Here is a 20,356-nt window from a genome sequence, read left to right on the forward strand (position 1 = left end):
AAAATTTTTTATACCCAAAAAACAAAGGAAAATTCATTATGGCTTACGACTATATTACACAGTATGATGCGAGGGCTTTCACGCCGGGGCGTGAGGGTAGGAGTATCGACACGATTGTTGTGCATCACTGGGACGACCCCGAAAAAAACCACGCTTTGAAGGCGTGTTGAACTGGTTCTGCAATAGTGCGCCTACCTCGGCGCACTACGTGGTAGAAGCCGGGCGTGTAGCGTGCCTCGTATCATGTGCAGATACCGCGTATCATGCGGGAAACTGGGGCATGAACCTACGCAGTATTGGTATTGAATGTAACCCGCGTGCAAGTGAAGCTGATAAAGCAACCGTAGGGGAGCTTATCGCGGATTTGCAAGCAACTTACGGGAATTTGCGGATTATCGGGCATAAAGACGTGAAAAACACGGGATGCCCAGGCAGATATTACCCGCCCGCCCAGATTCTCGCACCCTACATTAAACAAGGCGGTGGCGCTGTAGCATCCCAACCCGCCCCCGTCCCGTCAACCGGTGGCGTGGATATTAACGCTTTGGCTGATGCGGTGTTGCGTGGAGAATACGGCAACGGCGCAGAACGGCGCGCCCGGCTTGGCGGGCTGTATGACGCTGTGCAGGCGGTTGTGAATCAAAAACTCGGCGCAACCGGAGCCACTCGCGGGGCAGGCGTCGATATTAACGCCCTGGCTGATGGCGTGCTCAAAGGCCTATACGGGAATGGCGCGGAACGTCGTCAACGGCTCGGCGTGCATTACGACGCTGTACAGGCAGAAGTTAACCGCCGACTCGGCTACTAGAAGGAAAAATTTTTATGCATATTGACCATATACTCACTGTAGCCGTGCGTGCCTGGCTATATCGTGTGTTTACCGCTATCTTTGCTCTCCTCATAACCTACGGGGTAGTTGACGGCGCACAATCCGGGCAATGGCTCGGGCTAGTGGTTGCTATCCTCGGGTTCGCTAACGCCGGCGTAGCCTCGGCATATACTCCTAGGGACGGGAACCTACAGGCACCTCAACACGAAGCGCGTAAAGAAAAAAGCAAACACGCGTTAGATGAAAAAGAATAGACAAGCCAAGAGGGGTATCTACGAACGCAAATTAGCGTTTGTGGATACCCCTCTTTTTTATTTTTGTATAGGTTAGGGAGCCAGGCTAAAAGTGGAAAAGCGCTGGCTCCCTAGGGTGAATTTGATAAAGAAGTCTTTTCTAGTTTACATGTTTGCTAAGACAGAATGTAAGGGGACAATCCATTGGTTTCCAACCTTGGTGCCAGAAAGTGTTCCTGCTTCAATTCTGTTTTTTACAGCTTGGGGTGTGATCCCTAGTCTTTCGCCCGCTTCTTTGGCGGAAAGGAGGGGGGGGAGGTTGCCGGATTTGTTTTCTATTTCTTCCAGTTGGGAGGGTTTTACTTCGAAGGTGTATGGGGTTCCCACACTTTCAATTAATGTTAGTCCGGTTGTGATGGCTTGCTTTAGTGTTGTTGCGGGGTAGGTGAAGATTGTCCTGTATCCTTCGGGTTGTTCAGCGACGCTTACCCCATAGGCTTCTAAAGCGTCGTGAATATCTTCGGGAGCTTTGGAGGTGGTGATTTCAATTGTTGCCGTGTAGTCCATCGTTTTTTCCTTTGTAGGGTTGCCCCGCTTTCGCGGGGCTTTCCTTTCTGTTATTTTCTTCTTGCCTTTCGTATTTGTGTTTCTGAGTTTTGTTTCCAATTTTTACTAGATGGTGTTGAAGAAAGAATGTCTAGAATTTTTCCTTTTTCGTCTAGTACCTTGTAATGGTTTTTCTTTGTCCGTTCGATTTTGTAACCATGTTTTCTAAGTTCTTTAATCCACTTTTTCACTTCTTTATCTGTCATGTCACCCCCTTTGCTTCATAAAACAATTATATCAATGTCGCAACTTGGTTGCAAGTTTGAAAGTGTAGGGCGTAAGAGGTTCACTTCTACATAAGGTTGGCGAGGTGCCTATCCCGCTCCAAAGTCGAATGCTGATAAATCATCACGGTTTCCGCGTTCGCGTGCCCGGCGCGTGCCATCAAATCCGCTAGCGTCGCTCCTGCTTGACCATATAGTGTGAGTCCGCTATGTCTTAGGTCGTGGAACCGTCCTACATGTATGCCGGTTTTCTTACATGCATCTTGGAAAGCCCGCAAAATCGGTCTGCCGGTTTGTATCCCGCCCTGTTTCGTGGATGGATATAAAAACGCCCTAGGTGATACTGGCACGTGCTCATCAAGAAAACCCGCAATGATAGGTAAATACCTTTCCGGTAGGTTCACGGTGCGATATCCCGCCTGGCTTTTCGGAGCGCCGATACTCATTTCGCCCCTTAGCCCGCGTTTCACTGCTTCATCCACGCGAACGGTACCAGCCACGGCATCTATATCATCCCGGCGCAAAGCTGACACTTCACCAATACGTAGGCACCCGTACGCGCCGAAGATAAGCGCCGGCTGATAATATGCCACGCACGCCTGAATCAGTTTCTCGAGCTCTTCCCTGCTGTATGCATAGCCGGCTCCGCCCGGCGTTTTGCGTTTTGATACGGTAGGCAGTTTTTCCGGCAAAGCATCTAGCCATTCTTTTTCCGTCGCGTAGCCTAGCCCGGCGCGGATAGAACGCAACACGTTACCCGCCGTCGTAGCAGACCGATTTTCAAGGATATTATCGCGAATGGCGGCTATCGCCTTACTGTCGAAATCAGAAAGCAGCCTAGCCCCATATTTAGGTAAAACATATTTTCGCCAATGTGATGCATAGGTGCGTACGGTATTAGGGGAATAGTCCTCGGCTTCCAAGTCGCCAATCCAGGCATCGTAAAAGTTTGCCACCGTCATATCTGACGTTTTGGCTTTCATGCTGGTGGGGTCTATCCATTCGCCGGTGAGGATTTGCGCGCGGACTAAATCTAGGTCGCGCCGTACCTGCGTTTTCGTGGGTTGGGTAGGCGTATAGTAGTCTTTCCCGTCTTTACGGTATCGTCCGTGATAGTTTTTACCACGCTGAATGATAGAGCCGAATAATCTTCTAACCATTTCTGGGGGTACATTTCTCTAGGTTTTGGGTGTTCGGGGTTTTGTACCCCCAGTGTACCCCCTAAACGACCGGAAACGACCTGAAACGACCTGAAACGACCGGAAACAAGCCCCGCCCCAAATCCGCGTAAAACCGCCCTAAAACCGCTCTGTATCAACGAAAAAGCCCCGCGTGAGCGGGGCTTTGGCGGAGGATGGGGGATTCGAACCCCCGAGGGCTATTCACCCAACACGCTTTCCAAGCGTGCGCACTAGGCCACTATGCGAATCCTCCAGGATTGCTTGTGCGTGAACACTAACAACGCTCATATAGCTTAGCTTATCTAAGGCGGTTAACGCCAACTTTTAAAATGAGGTACTCGGCACGTTTATCCACATATCGACTTGCAGGAGCGTTTTAACTGTATATCCACAATTAAGATGCAGAACCTCATTTTTCTACATGTCTGCATGTCCACAACTTTCCACATGTGGAAAATGTTTGTTTTTATATATGTCTGTTGCCACGTGTTTGTCTTATATCCGCATGTGGATGTTCTCATACCCACGGGTCTGAATAATTAAGCGTGTGCATATTAATCCGCGAAGAATAAGTGCAACGAGGATATTACCGATAAAATATGCGTGCCTGCGAACCTGTGTAATATTTGCGCCCAGTACTATGAGCCAGCGTTGAAAGCGATAAGCCGTAGCCGTTACCATTAACCCATGCGCTTCGTTCTTTACCCCACAATGGGGATTAGCGCAACTCTTGCGTTGCGATGGTGCTAGCCACCCCAGATGGCACAATTCGTGTGCGCCCAAGCGTCACACCACATACATATTGGCACCGGGCCACCGTCGTCGCCCTAACATTATGTGCAGAAAGTGCCCGATGATATACGTCGTATATTCAAAAACGAACATAAGCAATACAGGAGAAACAAGTGAATATTTACCCCTCACTCGAAACCGTCCTCGAACTTTCTGAAAAATACACATCTATCCCCATCGCAACCGACATCCTCTCTGATATGGTGACGCCAGTGAGCGTCCTGCGCAAAGCAAAAGCGCAGAGCAAACACGTCTATCTCCTCGAATCCGCGGCGGAAAGCGAAGGTTTTGGGCGATACACCTTTATCGGATACGACCCGTCCCTGGAAATCACCGCTTTGGACGGTTGTGTGCATGTTGGCGATAAAGTGTACGAAAATGTTCATCCGGCGAAGCTGATTCGGGAGGTTCTCGCCACTCGGCGCGCGCCATCCCTGCCGGAAATGCCGCCTTTTACCGGAGGGCTCGTCGGCTATTTTGCTTACGATTACGTCAAATATGGGGAACCAACCCTCAAACTGGACGCGCCCAATAACGAGGGGTTCAACGATGTGGACCTTATGCTTTTTGATCGAGTGATCGCTTTTGATAACTATAAGCAAAAAATACAGGCAATCGCTCATGTTGAAGCACCTGAAGGGGCGAGCCACGCGGATGTGGAAAACGCCTACCGCAAGGCAGTAACAGCCATTCACGAACTCGTGGATCTCGTGATTAACGGGACGCCAACGCCGCACACGTCGGGGCGTATGACGGGTGATGTCGAACCGCAGATGTCTCGCGAAGAGTTCGAGGGTGTTGTCCTCAAGGCACAACACCACATTCACGAAGGCGACATTTTCCAAATTGTGCCGTCCAATGCGCTCACTGCGCCTTTCGAGGGGTCTTTGCTGGATACGTATCGCGTGTTGCGAACAATCAACCCCTCGCCGTACATGTTCTATTTTTCCGGGCACAATATTGAAGTTGCCGGGGCGTCCCCAGAAACGCTCGTCAAGTTAGAGAACGGTGTTTTGCATACTTATCCGTTGGCGGGAACCCGCAAGCGTGGCGCAACCCCCGAAGAGGACGTCGCTTTGGAGCGCGAGCTTCTTGCCGACCCCAAAGAGGTCGCGGAACACAATATGCTCGTGGATTTGGGACGTAACGATATTGGGCGCGTTGCCGAATTTGGGAGCGTCGAAGTTGAGAAATATTTGGAAGTCTTGCGGTTCAGCCACGTGATGCACATAGGTTCGATTGTGCGCGGAGACTTGCGGGAAGGGTTGGATGCTCTGGACGTGGTCGAAGCGATTTTGCCCGCGGGAACGTTGTCCGGTGCGCCGAAAATCCGGGCGATGCAACTGATTAACGAGCTCGAAGGGAATAAACGCGGGCTGTACGGGGGCGGAATCGGGTACCTCGACTTTTCCGGAAACATGGATTTGTGTATCGCGATCCGTGTTGCGTACAGGGTTGGCGGGCGCGTATTTGCGCGAAGTGGCGCGGGAATCGTGCGCGATTCCGTTCCTTCCAAGGAGTACGACGAAACCATCAACAAAGCCGCCGCAACGATGAAGGCTCTGCGAGATGCCGAGGCTATGAGCGCGACGGAAAAGGGTGACAGGTGAGTGGACGTAGCCGGGTGAACGGGCGCAACAAGGTGAGTGGGCGCAACAAGGTGAGTGGACGCAGCCGGGTGAACGGGCGCAACGAGGTGAGTGGGCGCAACTGGCGCAGGGCGCGGGTGCTGAACGCGCTTGGCACGGAACTTGGCAACATCTGGGCGCAACCGGCGCGGCGCGGGTACTCTGCGGGTTGTGAGCGATATGTCGGAAGTGTAGACGTGAGAATTAAGGGAAACTAGCGATGATTTTAATTATTGACAATTACGATTCATTTACCTTCAACCTCTTCCAACTGGTAGGCGGTATCGAACCGGATATTAAGGTGATTCGCAACGACGAACTCACCGTCGAAGAAATTGATGCCCTGGATCCGGAGGCGATTATTATTTCCCCTGGGCCAGGCTTCCCCAAAGACGCTGGCGTGACCGTTGATATAGTGAAGCCTTTGGGTTCGCGGATTCCTATTCTGGGCGTGTTTCTCGGGCACCAGGGAATTTGTGAAGCGTTTGGGGCGACGGTGAGCTACGCACATCAGGTAGTTCACGGAAAAAGCTACCCGGCACATGTCGATACGAATTCCGTGCTGTTTAGAGGCTTGAACGAACAAGAAAATGTGGCGAGGTATCACTCCCTGGCCGCTATTGATTCCACACTTCCTCCCGAGCTGAAAGTGACGTCAACATGTACGGACGACGGGGAAGTCATGGCAATCCAGCATGAAAAATACCCGATTTACGGCGTGCAATTCCACCCGGAATCAATTATGACCCCGGGTGGAGAAACAATGATGCGGAACTTTATTAGCGCCGCCCGCGAATGGAATAAACTTCACGAACGCGGGCAAAAAACACGCCAATAACTAGCGCCACCCGCGAATGGAATAAATACCACCGCTGAAGCAAAGGTGCATGTGGGCGGAATGAGGCGAGGCGTAAAGAGGCCGAGCTGTTATTTCTGCGGGAGCGGGCCAAGAAGAGCCGTCGCCCACGCCGAATGCAGAGATTCCTGATCGGAGGGCTGGAAAAGCCCGGCCAGGACATCCCGGTAGAGGCGTGAAAGCTCATGCTTGGTATAGTACGAAGAGCCTCCACAGGAACGAATAGATTCCTCAACGGCGCGCAGTGAACTTTCGGCCGCCAAATTTTTTGCTGCAGAGAGCTTTGGGTAATCGGCAAGCGACGCCACTTCTTCGGGCACGCCAACCGTCGCATTTTCCACCTTGTTCGCAAGTTCGCGCAGGGCTGGTCCAACAGGATACATGTGAAGCGCAGCTTCCGCCAAACGCCAGCGAATAGCGGGATCGTGTGCGTAGACATCGTTGTTCATAACCGACCTGCGGTTTTTCACGTGCTCACAGGCAACCTCAATCGCACGTTCCCCGATGCCCTGATACGTGGCGCCCAACAAAATCTCGAAATGGGAGAAAATACCGTACACAACAGGTTCAACATTTGCGCCCGGTTGCACGATCCCGAGAACGGCATCCGCCGGAATTTTCGCATCCTGAAGCACTGTCGTATTCGACTGAGTCGCCCGCATCCCCAGCGTGTCCCAATCCGGTTTCACCTCGAAACCGCCGTCCTCGCGCTTGAGCACGCCGAAAACGTTGCGCACACCGTCGTCGTTCTTCCAAGCACCGAAAGTCATGAGGTAATCCCACGCCGGGGCGAGAGACGTAAAGACTTTTGTTCCCGATATAGTGAAACCGCCGTTGCCGTCCGGGGTGGCGATGGAGAGGGAACCGAAGAGGACGAGGTCGTTACCGGGTTCAGAAATGCCGAATGCGAAGAGTTTTCCGGCTGCCGCTTCACGCAAAATAAGTTCGCCGTTGGAAACGCCCTGGGAGACGAGGTAGCGTCCAAGCCCAACAATGATATGGTGCATATTGATGCCGAGCGCTGTCGCGGGAGCGAAGCGTGCAAGGCGGGTTTGTTCTGCGCAAATTTCGGGTAACGTTAAGCCCGCGCCACCGTATTCTTTGGGGACGAAGGCGCCCAGGTAGCCGGCCTCGCGCAGTTCGCGGTAGTCGTCCTCGGGGAAAGCGTTAGTGGCATCGACGGTGGCTGCGCGCGAACGGAAACCTTCAAGAAGTTTTTCAGGTAGGAATGGCATATTTTCTCCTGTGAAAATAGGGTGTGCGACGAAAGTGCGGGACACCTTCGCGTATCTGTCCTTTTCATTTTAACCCCTGTGTGAGAAAAGGGAGGTTGATGCTTGACGCCATGGCGTTTGTGATGTGTCTTAACCTTTGTGTGCGGAAGCGGGTGAGGGGTTGCGTGTGAGGGTTGGTGAGGGGTGCGTGAGAAAGTGGGGCGAGGTTGCGTGTTAGGAAAGGGGTTGGTTGTAATTCTCGACGAAGGGGCGCGCTTCGCTACGAGGGCTTGTGAGTGAGGGTTTGCGTGCGAGGATGGGTGCGGGTTGCATATTCGGAAAGGGCGGGTGTGGTGAGAACCGCGAATTGATACCTAAAGTGGCATTTTGTTCGGGGATGCTTTAAACTACTAACCGACTCCCCATGCGGCGGTATCTTGCAAAACTCCCCCAGGGCCGGAAGGCAGCAAGGGTATGCGGGCTCTATCGGGTGCGTGGGGCGTCTTTTTTCTGGGCTTCGCCCATGTCAACCGCTTTCAATCGCGGGTATGTTCTTCTGGATGCACCTCGGCATTTGGGCATCTCGTACAAGCGTTTCGCATAATGAAAAAAATGAAAAATTTCCTGCGCTGTTATTTTTATTTTTAAGCGCAAAATTAAAATTTTTAAAAACGTGTTTTGAGGCGGCTTCCTCCTTTCATGATGAGTCCTTTCTCTCTAAGTGCATAACACTGTAGCCGCCTCAAAACATTAATAAAGGGGTGGGGTCCGGCGAGTAGGAGTCCGCCCCTTTCGTCGGCTCGCGTCCGTCGTCGCGTCCGTCGTCGTACAAAAAATAGTGAGAAAAGTTCAAGCCAAAAATAATGCGGGAGCAACCACGTACAATGGTTTTTGTGAGCATGGCATTATATCGGCGTTATCGCCCCGAACGTTTTCAGGACCTTATTGGCCAGGAACAGGTGGTTAAACCCCTGATGGTGGCTCTGTGCGCTAATAAAACCGTGCACGCCTACCTGTTTTCAGGGCCTCGCGGATGTGGGAAAACCACGTCGGCGCGTATTTTTGCACGCTGTTTGAACTGTGCTCAGGCGCCCACGGATACCCCATGCGGAAAATGCCCATCGTGCATTGAACTTGGATCAGGTGGTAGCGGTTCGCTTGACGTCGTGGAAATGGATGCGGCGAGTCACGGAGGTGTGGATGATGCACGCGATTTGGTAGAACGCGCAACGTTCGCGCCCTCGCGTGATCGATACAAGATTTTTATTATCGACGAAGCCCACATGGTCACTACACAAGGGTTTAATGCGTTGCTGAAACTTGTGGAGGAGCCACCTGCTCACGTCAAATTCATTTTTGCGACGACGGAGCCCGAAAAAGTGATTGGAACGATTCGTTCGCGTACCCATCACTATCCCTTCCGCCTTGTTCCGCCGGAAATCATGGAAGATTACCTTGCGGGGTTATGCGGGGAAGAAGGTATTCAACCGGAAGAGGGTGTCCTCGGGCTTGTTGTTCGCGCTGGAGGAGGGTCTGTTCGTGATTCTCTCTCTGTTCTTGATCAGCTTATGGGCGGTAGTGAGGGTGCGCGTATTGAATATGCTCAAGCTGTGGCGCTGCTGGGGTACACCGATTCGACACTATTGGACAAGGCAGTGGAAGCAATTGCTCAAGAAGACGGCGCAGGCTTATTCAGTGTTGTAGAAAATGTTATTCAATCCGGGCATGATCCGAGGCGTTTTGTTGAAGATTTACTTCAACGCATGCGTGATCTTATCGTCATCGATATGGCGGGAGAAGCGGCGAAGGACGCGCTAAGTGGTATTCCGGAAGATCAAATACAGTCCATGAGCGAACAGGCGCGCTTATTGGGTGCACGTCGTGCAACAATCGCGGCCGAATTGGTAAACGAGGCATTATCGTCTATGGTCGGCGCAACATCTCCACGTCTTCAACTGGAATTATTATGTGCGCGTCTATTACTGGGAGTGAAAACAGAACGTAATCCGGGAAATAATCGCGAGTTTTCACCCGGCTATGCAGGATCGCAAGGAGATGCGCAAAGTGGTGGGCAAGGAGACGTGCCGAGCAACTCAGGTGCGAGGGTAGGCGAGCTGGCAGGTGAGCTGGAAGGTGGCGCCTTTGCGAAGGGAAATGCGCCAGGTGCGCAGAGCGGAGTTTTCGCCTCTACCGTTCAAGGAGATGGACTCGCAAGTGGGGGATATGATGGGAATGAAGCTACTTTTAAGCAGGTAAGTGGTGGTAATAATGGGCGGCAACCCGATGGAAGTGCGGTGGAACATGCGGTGAATAATTGCATGGAAACACGCAGTTTTGTTCCCGTCGTACATAAGAAAAATGCTGAAGAAGTTGCGAGAGAAAAAGCTCGGCTGGCGTCGTTGCGTTCAGGGAAAACATGGGGATCCGTCTCTGCATTCACGCAACAAGCGGAACTTCCTGCGCAACCTATGGAACAGTCAGCGCAAAAAATCGAGCCACACAGCAATTCTCAGGATGCTACATCACGCAGTAATTCTCAGGACGCCACATTACACCAAGAACTACGTGATCAGTGGGAAAACATCGCCACTAAAGGTGTATTTGCGAAAGCAATATTTGCCTATCCCGTTCATTTACTTGGGGTATGGGCCGGTGTTGCATACCTTGAGTTTGAACGCGATGAAAATTTCGCCTACATGGAAAAACAGGAAAATGTTGAACGCCTGGGCGCACACCTATCCAGATTTACTAGCCAACCGGTCACCGTTAAAACGCGCAAAAAATCGGCAACATCTGATGAACCTCCAGTAGAGAATATTCCAGAAGGTCCCTACGGTGATTATCCTGAACCGTCGTACGAGGAATACGTAGACGAGCCACCCGTCGAAGAATACGAGGAAGAACCTTATCTTGAGGATTCTTATGTTGAAGAATCTCGTGAGGGAGAAGCGTATGCGCAGGGCGAATATCCAAAATCTGTCAAAAAAGAGAATGAAAAAACGCAAGCCAATCATTCCAATGGCGAAGAAGAATCCTCCTCTGTACCTTTTTATATGCAAAAAATGCCTATGCCTTCCTTTCCGGGAAACGCGAACATAGGAATGCCGGCATCTGAAGAAACTTCAGTTTCAAGCTACTTAGCTAACGCATCACGTGGGCTCAACACAGCAAGGCCACAAACCAAGCAACAGGGCGCGCCAACAAGGGTAACGTCTGCGGTGTCTGAAGCATCCACAACGCCTCAAAAGTCCGCAACAGACACAGAATCCTCGTTCAACAATGCGCAAGAAAAAGTTGCACAAGCCAGGCAACAAGGCAATCAAGGATCCCAACCAACCCCAGCGAACACCAGCGAAGATGCGGAAGAATATGACGTTTCGCCCGACGATCCAACCCTAGAAAATTCAAAAGCTGTAGGGGTAGAAGTTGTTCTCGATACATTTCATGGGACAATAATCGAAGAAAATGTGAAAGATGGAGGCAATAACTAGTGGCAGGCGTATATGATGGTGCAGTTCAAGAACTCATTGATGAACTCGGCAGGCTACCGGGAATCGGTCCAAAAAGCGCCCAACGTATAGCCTTTTACCTCCTCGAACAAGAAGAAACCGAGGTTCAAGCGCTCGCGGATGCCATGATTCGCGTCAAAAAAACCGTTCACTTCTGCACAATTTGCGGAAACGTCACAGAAGCGGAATTATGCGCAATATGTTCAGATACCAGGCGAGTTGATTCCGTCGTTTGCGTCGTCGAAGAAGCAAAAGACGTCATCGCCATCGAAAGAACCCGAGAATTCCGCGGACGCTACCACGTACTAGGCGGAGCCATAAACCCCATCCAAGGAATTGGGCCGGAAAACCTCCGAATCCGCGAACTCCTCACACGCCTCCAAGACGGCAGCATTACCGAAGTCATCCTCGCAACCGATCCGAACATCGAAGGCGAAGCAACCGCGGCCTACCTTATACGGCTCCTTACGCCCATCGGAATCGGAATATCTCGGCTCGCATCGGGCTTGCCGGTAGGAGGAGATCTCGAATACGCCGACGAAATCACGCTATCTCGCGCCTTTGAAGGACGAACCGTCATCGCGGCGCCAACGGCACCCGCGCCAACGGCACCCGCGCCAACGGCACCCGCGCCAACGGCACTAACAACACCGCGAATGCCCTAACGCAACAACGGCAGTTCTGTACCGTGTGCAGCCTCTCATGTGAATTCCTGAGATTTGGCTGGAAAAGTCTAGGCAAACAACTAAACTAAAGAAGAATATCACTATACACAGGAGACATCGTGGCGCTTATCGTTCAAAAATTCGGCGGTTCATCTGTAGCGGATCCAGCCGGAATGAAACGCGTAGCACATAAAATTGCCGAAGCCCATCGTGGAGGCAACCAAGTAGTCGTCGTCGTTTCAGCCATGGGAGACACAACGGACGAGCTCATTGATCTCACCCAGGAAATCACAAAAAATCCTCCCAAACGTGAAATGGACATCCTCCTGACTGCAGGCGAACGAATCTCCATGTCCCTTCTCGCTATGGCCGTCAACGAAGAAGGCGTGCCCGCCAAGGCTTTCACAGGGCAACAAGCCGGACTTATTACAGACACGGAATACGGAAACGCCTCCATTATCAACGTCGATCCAGCACGCATTATCGAAACACTCGATGCCGGATTCGTCGCGATTATTGCCGGTTTCCAAGGCGTCAACAAACGAAACGACGTCACAACACTTGGACGTGGAGGGTCAGACACCACGGCAGTTGCTTTCGCCGCGGCACTCGACGCCGATATGTGCGAAATCTATACAGATGTGGACGGCGTTTTCTCGGCAGACCCCCGCATTGTCCACGCCGCCTCCCAGATGAAAACCATCACCTATGAAGAAACTTTAGAACTTGCAGCTCACGGAGTCAAAGTTCTCCATCTGCGCGCAGTGGAATATGCGCGTAAATTCAATGTTCCGCTACATGTGCGGTCGTCATTCTCCACGAAGGAAGGAACAAAGATAGTGGAAGGAACCGATATGAACGGGGAATACGAAGGCCCCGCAGTGGTCGGCGTAGCCCATGATTTAAATCAAGGGAAAATCTCCGTTGTTGGCGTACCCAACACGCCGGGCGTTGCGGCAAAAATTTTCTCCTGCGTCGCAAAAGCCGACGGAAATATCGACATGATTGTCCAAAATACGCCACTTACACGCACCGGCATCAGCAATATTTCCTTCACGGTTCCACGTCAAGACGTCTCCATCGTCGTCAAAGCTCTCGAAGCCAACAAAGAAGAACTCGGTTTTGAAAAAATCGCTGTGGAAAACGAAATCGGTATTCTCTCCGTCGTCGGAGCAGGAATGCGAACATATACAGGTGTTTCCGCCAAACTTTTCAACACTTTAGGCGGTCTTGGAATCAACGTCGATATGATTTCCACATCCGAAATTCGTATCTCCGTGGTTCTTGACCCGAAAGATATTACGCGAGCAGCCATTGCCGTCCATTCGGCATTCGGACTCGATTCAGAAGAAGAAGCAATTGTTTACGGAGGTACAGGTCGATGAGCATCACACTCGCAGTTGTTGGAGCAACCGGGCAGGTCGGGCGCGTTATGCGCACCCTCCTGGAAGAACGCAACGTCCCGGCAGACAACGTACGTTTTTTCGCATCCGCACGTAGCGCCGGGAAAACACTGCCTTTCCGCGGAAAAGACATCGTTGTTGAAGACCTCGCAACAGCAGATTACGCCGGAATTGACGTTGCACTTTTCTCCGCAGGTGGCGGAACTTCCAAAGAATACGCGCCGAAATTCGCAGTGGCGGGCGCCGTCGTCGTAGATAACTCATCGGCATGGCGTAAAGACCCAGACGTCCCCCTCGTGGTGACGGAAGTCAACCCCGAAGACGTTCATACCCGCCCCAAAGGCATCATTGCGAACCCGAACTGCACCACGATGGCCACCATGCCCATCCTGAAACCACTTCACGACGCCTACGGCCTCACGCGCCTCATCGCCTCAAGCTACCAGGCCGTATCCGGCTCTGGCGTGGCTGGCGTTGCGGAACTCGCACGCGGAATCCGCGTAGCGGTTGAACAGCGTATGGAAGATTTGGCACTGGATGGTGGCGCGGTAACGTTCCCGGACCCACAAGTTTACGCAAAAGAAATCGCCTTTAACGCCGTCGCCCTCGCGGGAAATCTTATGGACGACGGAACAGGCGAAACCGACGAAGAACAAAAACTGCGCAACGAATCCCGCAAAATTCTTCACATCCCGGACCTCAAAGTATCAGGTACCTGCGTGCGCGTTCCCGTGTTCACAGCACACGGAATGACGGTCCACGCAGAATTTGAAAAGCCCGTAGATGTTGCGCAAGCGACCGCTTTACTTGAAAAAGCGCCAGGCGTAAAAGTTGTGGAACTACCGAACTCCCTCGAAGCTACCGGAACCGACCCCTGCTATGTGGGTCGAATCCGCACAGATCTGGCAGTAGACGATAACCGTGGCCTCGCATTCTTCTGTGTAGCGGACAACCTGCGCAAAGGCGCGGCGCTCAACACCGTACAAATTGCGGAACTCGTTATCGAAGAACTGCGCGGGTAGGCGCGTTGCTTATCGGCCGTCGTCGAAAAATGTTGATTCATCGCGACGATGGCGCAACACGTTGTCGATAAATGATGTCACAGCCTCCGCCTGAGGAACTTCGCGTTTTTGCTGTTCCGAAATAAACCAGCGGTGGTCAAGAAGCTCATGGAACACTTCAGCAGGCTCCAGTTTGTCGCGCAAATTTAGGGGAATAGCGTCAATAGTTGGCTGATATACCTCACGAACCCAATCCTGGGCAGCCTGTTCCGAGGTTTGCCCGCGTTCACGTTCCTTGGAAGAAAATTCTTCGATGTCGTTGAGAATACGCCGTGCCTGATTTTCCTCCATCACCAGCCCAGTTAGCCGCTCCACCTTGAGCGAATAAAAACGCGGTTCCACCGTTTTTGGACGCATCCGTAAGCCCTGAGTTGCTGAGTCTTGCGTAATATCCATTTCGTTGACGTCGAAACCAAGCTGATTGAGTCGCTCAATACGTGTGGCGATCTTCCATTCTTCGTCCTGCCCAAAGGTAATGGGCGCATCGAGAACATTCCAGAGTTCGTGGTAGCGGTGAGCAAACACATTACCGATAGAGAGGGTGTCGAAATCTGCGGGGAGAATTTCGCCCGCTTGAAGATCCATGAGCTCACCTATAATATTTGTGCGCGCAACATCAATATCGTATTCGCGTTTGCGTGTGGTGATAGGTTTATGCAGTTCCCCGGTTTCTGCATCAACGAGATAGGCGGCAAAGGATCCGGCGTCACGCCTGAACAGGACATTAGATAGTGAAACATCGCCCCAAAAAAATCCGAGAAGGTGGAGGCGAACCATCAACCCAACCAGAGCGTCAATGAGCAAAGAAACAACGCTATCTTGGTGACGCTGCCCGAAAACCGCACGAAAAGGTAGAGAAAAACTCAGATGTTCCGTGACAAGACAGGCGTTGAGAGGCTCGCCGCTCACCGTTGTTCGTCTCGAAACAACAGCGATCGGCGCAACCGAAGGCGCCCCCAAGTTGTGCAATGTCCGCAATAGGTTATATTCGCGAACCGCAATATTTTCGCTAATCTCCTTCACCGCAATAATTCGATTCCTTAAATGCACGAAGCGAACCGTGTGGCGGGAAATTCCACGTGGAAGCGTCGCAACAAGATGCGTTGGCCACGTGTCCAGCTCAATATCCCATGGAAGATCCAGCAATTCCGGTTCCACGCGAGCTGCCAAAATGGAAAGATTGCTCATATTAATTGAGCAAGCCTTCGTTGGGCGAGGGGCAGGAGAGGAAGGCCGCAACTTCTTCGTTGGCGGGGTTGGCGCGAAGTTCTTCAGGTGTGCCCACCTGGCAAATTTTTTCATTGAGCATGACGGCAACGCGGGTTGCAAAATCGAAACACTCGTTAGGATTCGAGGTGACATATAGAGTTGTTACGCCCGTTAGTTTTTGAAGGCGAATGATTTGTTCACGGGTGGCGTCACGAATTTTTGGATCCATGTTAATAAGGGGTTCATCCATGAGGTAGATACTTGGACGGCGAACTATGGCGCGTCCTAGGGCGACACGTTGCCGCTCTACTCGTGAAAGTTCCGTTGGTTTATCGTTTAAATGGCTGGTGAGGTCCATAATTTCTGCCGCTTCGTGAATGCGACTTTGAATTTCTGCCTCTTCTAGACCTGCTATACGCAAGGCAAAACCCATATTTTCTGATACCGTCATATGCGGATAGAGTGCATAATTTTGGAAAACCATAGTCATGTTACGCATTGGCGGTGGCGTTGCCGTAATATCCTTGCCGTTAAGGTAAATGGTTCCCGAATCACATTCTTCAATGCCGGCGATAATGCGTAAAAGGGTTGATTTTCCGCAACCTGTTGGGCCGGTAAGTGCAAAAAATTCTCCGTTATTAATATGGAGCGAAACGTTATTGACGGCTGGTTCAGGCGCATCGGCATACGTGCGACTCACACGATCCAACGTTATTGATGCCATATACGTAACTCCATTGATACGAGAGGGCTACAAACTCTTTATATCTCCTGTGACGTAAAGAGCAAAATTCACATTTATTATGCCATATTTTGAATAAAGAATCCAGAGGAGTGCTTCCGTGAGACATCGTATGGGTGGCGTCCACCTCACACCTCTTCGAGGAGCGCATCTCTCACCTCGATCCTTTTATTTAGTACGGTTAGTGCATGATGAAAAATGTTGGAGGCTATGACCTGGTGCGCACTCTTGGCACCGGAGGCATGTCCACAGTGTATGAGGCGGTGGATGGAGGAGGTCATCACGTCGCCCTCAAACTCATCCATCCAGCAATTGTTGACACTCCATCAGGTCGCGCTCGTCTGCAACGCGAAATCGCAACCCTTCAAAAAGTTCGTGGCCCGCACGTCGCCGAAGTTCTCGATGCAGAGACGGACGAGCCGGAAGCGTTTATCGTCACCCAACTCATTGACGGACCAACACTTTATGAGGATGTTCGCACCAACGGCACATATACATTGCCGGAAGCCTCCCTGTTCTCCCGCCAACTTGTCCGCGCAATTCGTGAAGTGCACTCCCTAGGCGTCCTTCATCGAGACATTAAACCCTCAAATGTTATGCTCGACGGCAACGTCCCGGTGCTCATAGATTTCGGAATTGCCCAGGCAGACAACGATTCGCGCCTAACCTCGACGGGGGCGGTTACACATACTCCCGGTTATCTCGATCCGCGTGTAGTGCAGGGCCACGAACCGGACGAAGCGGCAGATTTGTGGGCGGTAGTTGCCGTCATTCTTTTCACCCTTATTGGACGCGACCCGTTCCGTGGTCCCACGGCTATCTCAACAATACAAAACGTTATTAGCGGAAACCTTGACGTTGCCGGGTTGCCTACACCTCTTGCACAAGCCTTCCGTGAACATTTGCTCAACCCGCTCGAAATGCGCCCCAGTATCGATACACTCATTGACGCCATCGACAATCCAACATTTTCCCCTCATGTTTCTCCTATTGTGAAGGACGACGATGAAGCTACTTTCGCTCACGCCGTGCCTGTGTCTCAGGTTGGCGAGGGCGTGAATAGTGCAGATGCGGATTCATACAATAACGAAACCGTGCCTTTTGTTCCGGGTGAGGGTGCGACCGTGGCTTTTGTTCCGGGTGAGGGTGCGACCGCAGCTTTCGATCCGAGCGGTAACGCTACCCGTGTATATGGCGTGGGTGATTACGGGACGTCTGCTCGTACTCCAGAAGCGGGCGCAACTCAAGCGTTTGCCCCGCAAGACGGCGCTACCCGCGTCTATGGCGTGGATGATTACGGGACGTCGGCTCGTACTCCAGAGGCGGGAGCAGCCCCTACGGTTGCCCTGCAAGCTCCCCAACAATACGCGCCCGGCGCCACGCCCGCGACATCCTACGCACCCACCCCGTCCTTTGACGACATTGTTTCACCGCCTGCCAACCAGGAGTTCATACCCGAAAGTTGGTGGGAATCGGAAGAAAACATTCCCCCGTGGAAACGCCCTATCCAAAAATTCCCCTTCATCACTCTCATATGGGGGATTGCTATCATTATGGCTCTCGCACTCCTCGAACTTCCGCTGTATATCGCCTTCGTATCGTGCATCGCGTTATTCTCCACAATCGGCTTCACGAACAAAATGTATCGTCATGAACTTGGTATGCGTATGGGAAAACGTAAAGGCGCCATTGGCGCAACGCTGTTCCGTTTCCCGCTGTTGCTCATTAGCGGATTATTTATGGCGGTGTTGAGCACCGTGGTTGCGGCTTTGGGCGGCCTTCTCGCATATTCCCTGCTGGCCTCGCATACTGTCGGTTTAGATAAAAAATGGTGGCTTGTTGCCACGTTCGCCATCGTTGTGACGGTAACGTGGTGGATGCCGTCGTCTCATTATGTACGACGGGGGCTGCGCGTCAGTTTGTCTCAGGTAGTTACCACGTCAGTGCTACATCTTGTGTGGGCATGTGTGGGTATTGTGTTCGTCGTCGTTCTTTCTTATATGTATATTCATTCGGCTGGGGGAATGCCCTTGCGGTGGAGTGTAGATGGTGTCTATCACATGTTAAGAAGTTTGTTGCGTTTTTAGTATGATACGCAAACGCCTTGCGTGATTCAGCAGGTAGAATGTTGGGGAATTGTGCACACGAAAAGCTGTGCTCAGGAAGGAAATTATGGCTCAAAAGAAAATGTCTGTGCAGGAGCGGGCTCGGCAGACCGCGGCTAGGATTCAGGAAGAAGAGCGTAAGCGTACGTTACGTAATCGTATGATTATGGGCGGAATTGTTACGGTTGTTCTGGTTCTGGTTGCCACGGCGGTTTGGTACATCGTTGGCCATGGTAAAAACAATAACGCAAGTAGCACATTAAAGAATGTGCGTAGCGATTACGGCATTTCCATTGGGGCAAATGGTAAAGCTGGTACAGAGAACAAGGGTAAGCCCGAGGTGGCGATTTATTACGATTACCTGTGTTCCTGGTGCAATATTCTCGAAAAGGAGAATGGTCATCAGCTTTCAGAAATGGCTCGTAAAGGCGAGATTACGTTGATTTATCATCCTGTGATCATCCAAAGCCAGTATCCGTTCTCCCCGAAGATGGTAAGCGCTACATACTGGGTGGCAGAAAACGTTCCGGAACGTGCCCTTGATTTTATCGATGCCGCATTCGATCACACAAAAGCCTTGTTTGATAAAGAGAAAGCTACGGTGCCGGACGATCCAGAAATTCAGCAAATCGCATTGAATGCCGGGTTGACGGATGCTCAGGTCAAGGACATGATGAAGGCTATATCTGAAGGTCGCTACACTTCTGAGCTGGAGAAAATTATGGAAAAATTCCAAAAGGATGGTTTGACAGGCGCGCCGTCCGTGTTTGTTGACGGAAAGAAATTCGGCGACTGGCGTGGCGGAAAGCTCCTGGATGCGGTGAAGAAGAAGTAGAGGTTTGTCACATCACTTCGATGGAAACTGGCTAGTTTTCAGCATTTGTTAGTGGTGTCACGACGGATAAAGTCAAAACGACGCAGGTCACACCTGCGTCGTTTTGACTTTAGTGTTTTTTCTGGCACAATGGTTTAGGTTCACTCAAGATTGATGTGGTGGACGTTATGCCTCTGTAGCTCAGTTGGTAGAGCAGCTGTCTTGTAAACAGCAGGTCGCTGGTTCGAGTCCAGTCGGGGGCTCCGAAATCAAAGCCCGGTATCTCAACAAAAACGAGATACCGGGCTTTTCGGGTTAAGGACAAAATCCCAGCATTGAGAAGTGTGACGAGACGCACACTATTATTATCAGGGGAAACGCGCGTTAAATATAGGAAAAAGCCACCAATTTGTGTAATCTAACGATTAGATAAAGCCAGCTATTTGTTTCCGTTCCAAGTGGCTGGTTTTTTCGTACTTAAATCCCATGAAATTGGTGTGGCGCCCTGATTCACGAGCAACTCATTCACCTTCGAAAATGGACGCGACCCGAAAAATCCTCGCGAGGCAGACAGGGGAGAAGGATGCGCGCTCATCACGCACGGCGTATCCCCAAGGAGTCGACGTAATTCTTGAGCTTGACGCCCCCATAGTATCGCGACCAGCGGTTTCTTGCGCTGGACAAGCACCTTCACTGCAAAATCCGTCACTTTCTCCCAGCCTTTTCCGCGGTGGGCTCCAGTCGAGTTAGGTTCCACACTCAGCACTCTGTTGAGCAACATGACGCCCTGTTCGCACCACGGGGTCAAATCTCCGGAAAGTGGTGGAATAACACCAATATCGTCGCGAAGTTCGCGATAAATATTCGTTAGGGATCGAGGGATTGGAACCCCTGGTGCAACGCTAAAACTCAAACCGACAGCGTTCCCTGGCGTCGGGTAGGGATCTTGTCCAACAAGAAGCACCTTCACCTCGGAAAGCGGATAGGAAAAAGCGCGGAAAATCTTGGAATGTTTCGGTAAAAAATTTCGCCCTTCCTGATATTCGCGCCATAAAAATTCTTCCATCGCGTCAATGTGGTCCGCTATAGGCTCCATTGCCAGCGCCCAGTCGGGTGCCATAACGTCTCGCCACGACGGAAGATTGCTAGGTAGGGGAGCGTGAGGGTGTGTGTTTCCTGAAGTCATGTTCCAAGGATACTCTGAGAGGCCACCCATATTTGCCCTGAAAGCGTGTTTTAAACGCGGGCGGGTAAGCGCAACGGCACGCTCATATTTGCTCTGAAA

At 51.6% G+C, this 20,356-nt stretch carries 19 protein-coding genes, 2 tRNA genes and 1 other RNA gene; 13 read left to right on the top strand and 9 right to left on the bottom strand.

What is annotated here, in order from left to right; translation table 11 throughout:
* Positions 1-38: 38 nt before the first annotated feature.
* The 3 genes from G445_RS11870 to G445_RS09190 are packed head-to-tail and all read left to right on the top strand — an operon-like array spanning position 39 to position 1,083.
* On the top strand, positions 39-170 hold the full coding sequence (locus G445_RS11870) for a hypothetical protein (protein ID WP_306718267.1): 132 nt from the start codon (positions 39-41) through the stop codon (positions 168-170).
* A gap of 38 nt (positions 171-208) precedes the next feature.
* Positions 209-808, top strand: coding sequence for an N-acetylmuramoyl-L-alanine amidase (locus G445_RS09185; RefSeq protein WP_407636587.1), 600 nt, complete (start codon positions 209-211; stop codon positions 806-808).
* Positions 809-822: 14 nt separating this feature from the next.
* Positions 823-1,083: a phage holin gene (locus tag G445_RS09190; protein WP_022865879.1), complete on the top strand. Its 261-nt coding sequence runs from the start codon at positions 823-825 to the stop codon at positions 1,081-1,083.
* Between the two features lie 144 nt (positions 1,084-1,227).
* On the opposite strand, the gene G445_RS09195 is transcribed toward G445_RS09190, so the two are convergent.
* The 4 genes from G445_RS09195 to G445_RS0101905 all read right to left on the bottom strand — a co-directional run bounded on the left by G445_RS09195 (position 1,228) and on the right by G445_RS0101905 (position 3,326).
* On the bottom strand, positions 1,228-1,629 hold the full coding sequence (locus tag G445_RS09195) for a helix-turn-helix domain-containing protein (RefSeq protein WP_022865880.1): 402 nt from the start codon (positions 1,627-1,629) through the stop codon (positions 1,228-1,230).
* A gap of 50 nt (positions 1,630-1,679) precedes the next feature.
* Positions 1,680-1,874, bottom strand: coding sequence for a hypothetical protein (locus tag G445_RS0101895; RefSeq protein WP_022865881.1), 195 nt, complete (start codon positions 1,872-1,874; stop codon positions 1,680-1,682).
* 86 nt (positions 1,875-1,960) lie between these two features.
* On the bottom strand, positions 1,961-3,052 hold the full coding sequence (locus G445_RS0101900) for a tyrosine-type recombinase/integrase (RefSeq protein ID WP_026420864.1): 1,092 nt from the start codon (positions 3,050-3,052) through the stop codon (positions 1,961-1,963).
* A 185-nt stretch (positions 3,053-3,237) separates the two neighbouring features.
* Positions 3,238-3,326: transfer RNA gene (locus G445_RS0101905), tRNA-Ser, on the bottom strand.
* Between the two features lie 652 nt (positions 3,327-3,978).
* Here G445_RS0101905 and G445_RS0101910 point away from each other — a divergent pair.
* Both G445_RS0101910 and G445_RS09205 read left to right on the top strand, forming a co-directional pair.
* The gene (locus G445_RS0101910) at positions 3,979-5,475 is read left to right on the top strand and encodes an anthranilate synthase component I family protein (protein ID WP_022865882.1); all 1,497 of its coding nucleotides are present in this window, start codon (positions 3,979-3,981) and stop codon (positions 5,473-5,475) included.
* A 238-nt stretch (positions 5,476-5,713) separates the two neighbouring features.
* The gene (locus G445_RS09205; protein ID WP_022865883.1) at positions 5,714-6,331 is read left to right on the top strand and encodes an anthranilate synthase component II; all 618 of its coding nucleotides are present in this window, start codon (positions 5,714-5,716) and stop codon (positions 6,329-6,331) included.
* Positions 6,332-6,420: 89 nt separating this feature from the next.
* Here the strand turns inward: G445_RS09205 and G445_RS0101920 are convergent, their stop codons facing one another.
* Complete coding sequence (locus tag G445_RS0101920; RefSeq protein ID WP_022865884.1) at positions 6,421-7,584, bottom strand: acyl-CoA dehydrogenase family protein; 1,164 nt, start codon at positions 7,582-7,584, stop codon at positions 6,421-6,423.
* A 392-nt stretch (positions 7,585-7,976) separates the two neighbouring features.
* On the opposite strand from G445_RS0101920, the gene ffs reads away from it, so the two are divergent.
* Positions 7,977-8,073, top strand: an RNA gene (ffs, locus tag G445_RS11090) — signal recognition particle sRNA small type.
* A gap of 232 nt (positions 8,074-8,305) precedes the next feature.
* Here the strand turns inward: ffs and G445_RS11400 are convergent.
* Positions 8,306-8,464, bottom strand: coding sequence for a hypothetical protein (locus G445_RS11400; protein ID WP_156825523.1), 159 nt, complete (start codon positions 8,462-8,464; stop codon positions 8,306-8,308).
* Here G445_RS11400 and G445_RS11095 point away from each other — a divergent pair.
* The 4 genes from G445_RS11095 (at position 8,457) to G445_RS0101940 (ending at position 14,162) form a co-directional block, all read left to right on the top strand.
* Positions 8,457-11,054, top strand: a complete 2,598-nt coding sequence (locus G445_RS11095) for a DNA polymerase III subunit gamma and tau (protein ID WP_026420865.1) — start codon at positions 8,457-8,459, stop codon at positions 11,052-11,054. The two genes, G445_RS11400 and G445_RS11095, sit on opposite strands and share 8 nt — an antisense overlap.
* Complete coding sequence (recR, locus tag G445_RS0101930) at positions 11,054-11,737, top strand: recombination mediator RecR (protein ID WP_022865886.1); 684 nt, start codon at positions 11,054-11,056, stop codon at positions 11,735-11,737. Before G445_RS11095 ends, recR begins: the two co-directional genes overlap by 1 nt.
* A 119-nt stretch (positions 11,738-11,856) precedes the next feature.
* On the top strand, positions 11,857-13,122 hold the full coding sequence (locus G445_RS0101935) for an aspartate kinase (protein ID WP_022865887.1): 1,266 nt from the start codon (positions 11,857-11,859) through the stop codon (positions 13,120-13,122).
* Complete coding sequence (locus G445_RS0101940; RefSeq protein ID WP_022865888.1) at positions 13,119-14,162, top strand: aspartate-semialdehyde dehydrogenase; 1,044 nt, start codon at positions 13,119-13,121, stop codon at positions 14,160-14,162. Before G445_RS0101935 ends, G445_RS0101940 begins: the two co-directional genes overlap by 4 nt.
* Before the next feature lie 9 nt (positions 14,163-14,171).
* On the opposite strand, the gene G445_RS0101945 is transcribed toward G445_RS0101940, so the two are convergent.
* Entirely contained in the window at positions 14,172-15,389 is a 1,218-nt protein-coding gene (locus tag G445_RS0101945) for a DUF4032 domain-containing protein (RefSeq protein ID WP_022865889.1), read from the bottom strand.
* 1 nt (position 15,390) lies between these two features.
* Entirely contained in the window at positions 15,391-16,134 is a 744-nt protein-coding gene (locus G445_RS09215; protein ID WP_022865890.1) for an ABC transporter ATP-binding protein, read from the bottom strand.
* A 206-nt stretch (positions 16,135-16,340) separates the two neighbouring features.
* Between G445_RS09215 and G445_RS10710 the strand changes: the two genes are divergently transcribed.
* The 3 genes from G445_RS10710 (at position 16,341) to G445_RS0101965 (ending at position 19,334) form a co-directional block, all read left to right on the top strand.
* On the top strand, positions 16,341-18,239 hold the full coding sequence (locus G445_RS10710) for a serine/threonine protein kinase (protein ID WP_022865891.1): 1,899 nt from the start codon (positions 16,341-16,343) through the stop codon (positions 18,237-18,239).
* Between the two features lie 85 nt (positions 18,240-18,324).
* Entirely contained in the window at positions 18,325-19,092 is a 768-nt protein-coding gene (locus tag G445_RS0101960) for a DsbA family protein (RefSeq protein ID WP_022865892.1), read from the top strand.
* Between the two features lie 169 nt (positions 19,093-19,261).
* Positions 19,262-19,334 (top strand) — tRNA-Thr (locus G445_RS0101965).
* A gap of 176 nt (positions 19,335-19,510) precedes the next feature.
* Here the strand turns inward: G445_RS0101965 and G445_RS0101970 are convergent.
* Positions 19,511-20,257 carry a uracil-DNA glycosylase gene (locus tag G445_RS0101970; protein ID WP_051126989.1) on the bottom strand — a complete coding sequence of 249 codons (747 nt, stop codon included), beginning with the start codon at positions 20,255-20,257 and terminating at the stop codon, positions 19,511-19,513.
* Positions 20,258-20,356 lie beyond the last annotated feature (99 nt).

It is taken from the genome of Actinotignum urinale DSM 15805, from assembly GCF_000420445.1.
GTDB lineage: Bacteria > Actinomycetota > Actinomycetes > Actinomycetales > Actinomycetaceae > Actinotignum > Actinotignum urinale.

What these genes read in the sequence shown, in the direction of transcription:
- G445_RS11870 (WP_306718267.1), top strand. Translation starts at nt 39, where the DNA reads ATGGCTTACGACTATATTACACAGTATGATGCGAGGGCTTTCACGCCG.
- G445_RS10710 (WP_022865891.1), top strand. Translation starts at nt 16,341, where the DNA reads ATGATGAAAAATGTTGGAGGCTATGACCTGGTGCGCACTCTTGGCACC.
- G445_RS09215 (WP_022865890.1), bottom strand. Translation starts at nt 16,134, where the DNA reads ATGGCATCAATAACGTTGGATCGTGTGAGTCGCACGTATGCCGATGCG.
- G445_RS0101900 (WP_026420864.1), bottom strand. Translation starts at nt 3,052, where the DNA reads ATGGTTAGAAGATTATTCGGCTCTATCATTCAGCGTGGTAAAAACTAT.
- G445_RS0101970 (WP_051126989.1), bottom strand. Translation starts at nt 20,257, where the DNA reads ATGACTTCAGGAAACACACACCCTCACGCTCCCCTACCTAGCAATCTT.
- G445_RS0101895 (WP_022865881.1), bottom strand. Translation starts at nt 1,874, where the DNA reads ATGACAGATAAAGAAGTGAAAAAGTGGATTAAAGAACTTAGAAAACAT.
- G445_RS11400 (WP_156825523.1), bottom strand. Translation starts at nt 8,464, where the DNA reads ATGCTCACAAAAACCATTGTACGTGGTTGCTCCCGCATTATTTTTGGC.
- G445_RS0101960 (WP_022865892.1), top strand. Translation starts at nt 18,325, where the DNA reads ATGGCTCAAAAGAAAATGTCTGTGCAGGAGCGGGCTCGGCAGACCGCG.
- G445_RS0101920 (WP_022865884.1), bottom strand. Translation starts at nt 7,584, where the DNA reads ATGCCATTCCTACCTGAAAAACTTCTTGAAGGTTTCCGTTCGCGCGCA.
- G445_RS0101945 (WP_022865889.1), bottom strand. Translation starts at nt 15,389, where the DNA reads ATGAGCAATCTTTCCATTTTGGCAGCTCGCGTGGAACCGGAATTGCTG.
- G445_RS0101940 (WP_022865888.1), top strand. Translation starts at nt 13,119, where the DNA reads ATGAGCATCACACTCGCAGTTGTTGGAGCAACCGGGCAGGTCGGGCGC.
- G445_RS09190 (WP_022865879.1), top strand. Translation starts at nt 823, where the DNA reads ATGCATATTGACCATATACTCACTGTAGCCGTGCGTGCCTGGCTATAT.
- G445_RS09205 (WP_022865883.1), top strand. Translation starts at nt 5,714, where the DNA reads ATGATTTTAATTATTGACAATTACGATTCATTTACCTTCAACCTCTTC.
- G445_RS09195 (WP_022865880.1), bottom strand. Translation starts at nt 1,629, where the DNA reads ATGGACTACACGGCAACAATTGAAATCACCACCTCCAAAGCTCCCGAA.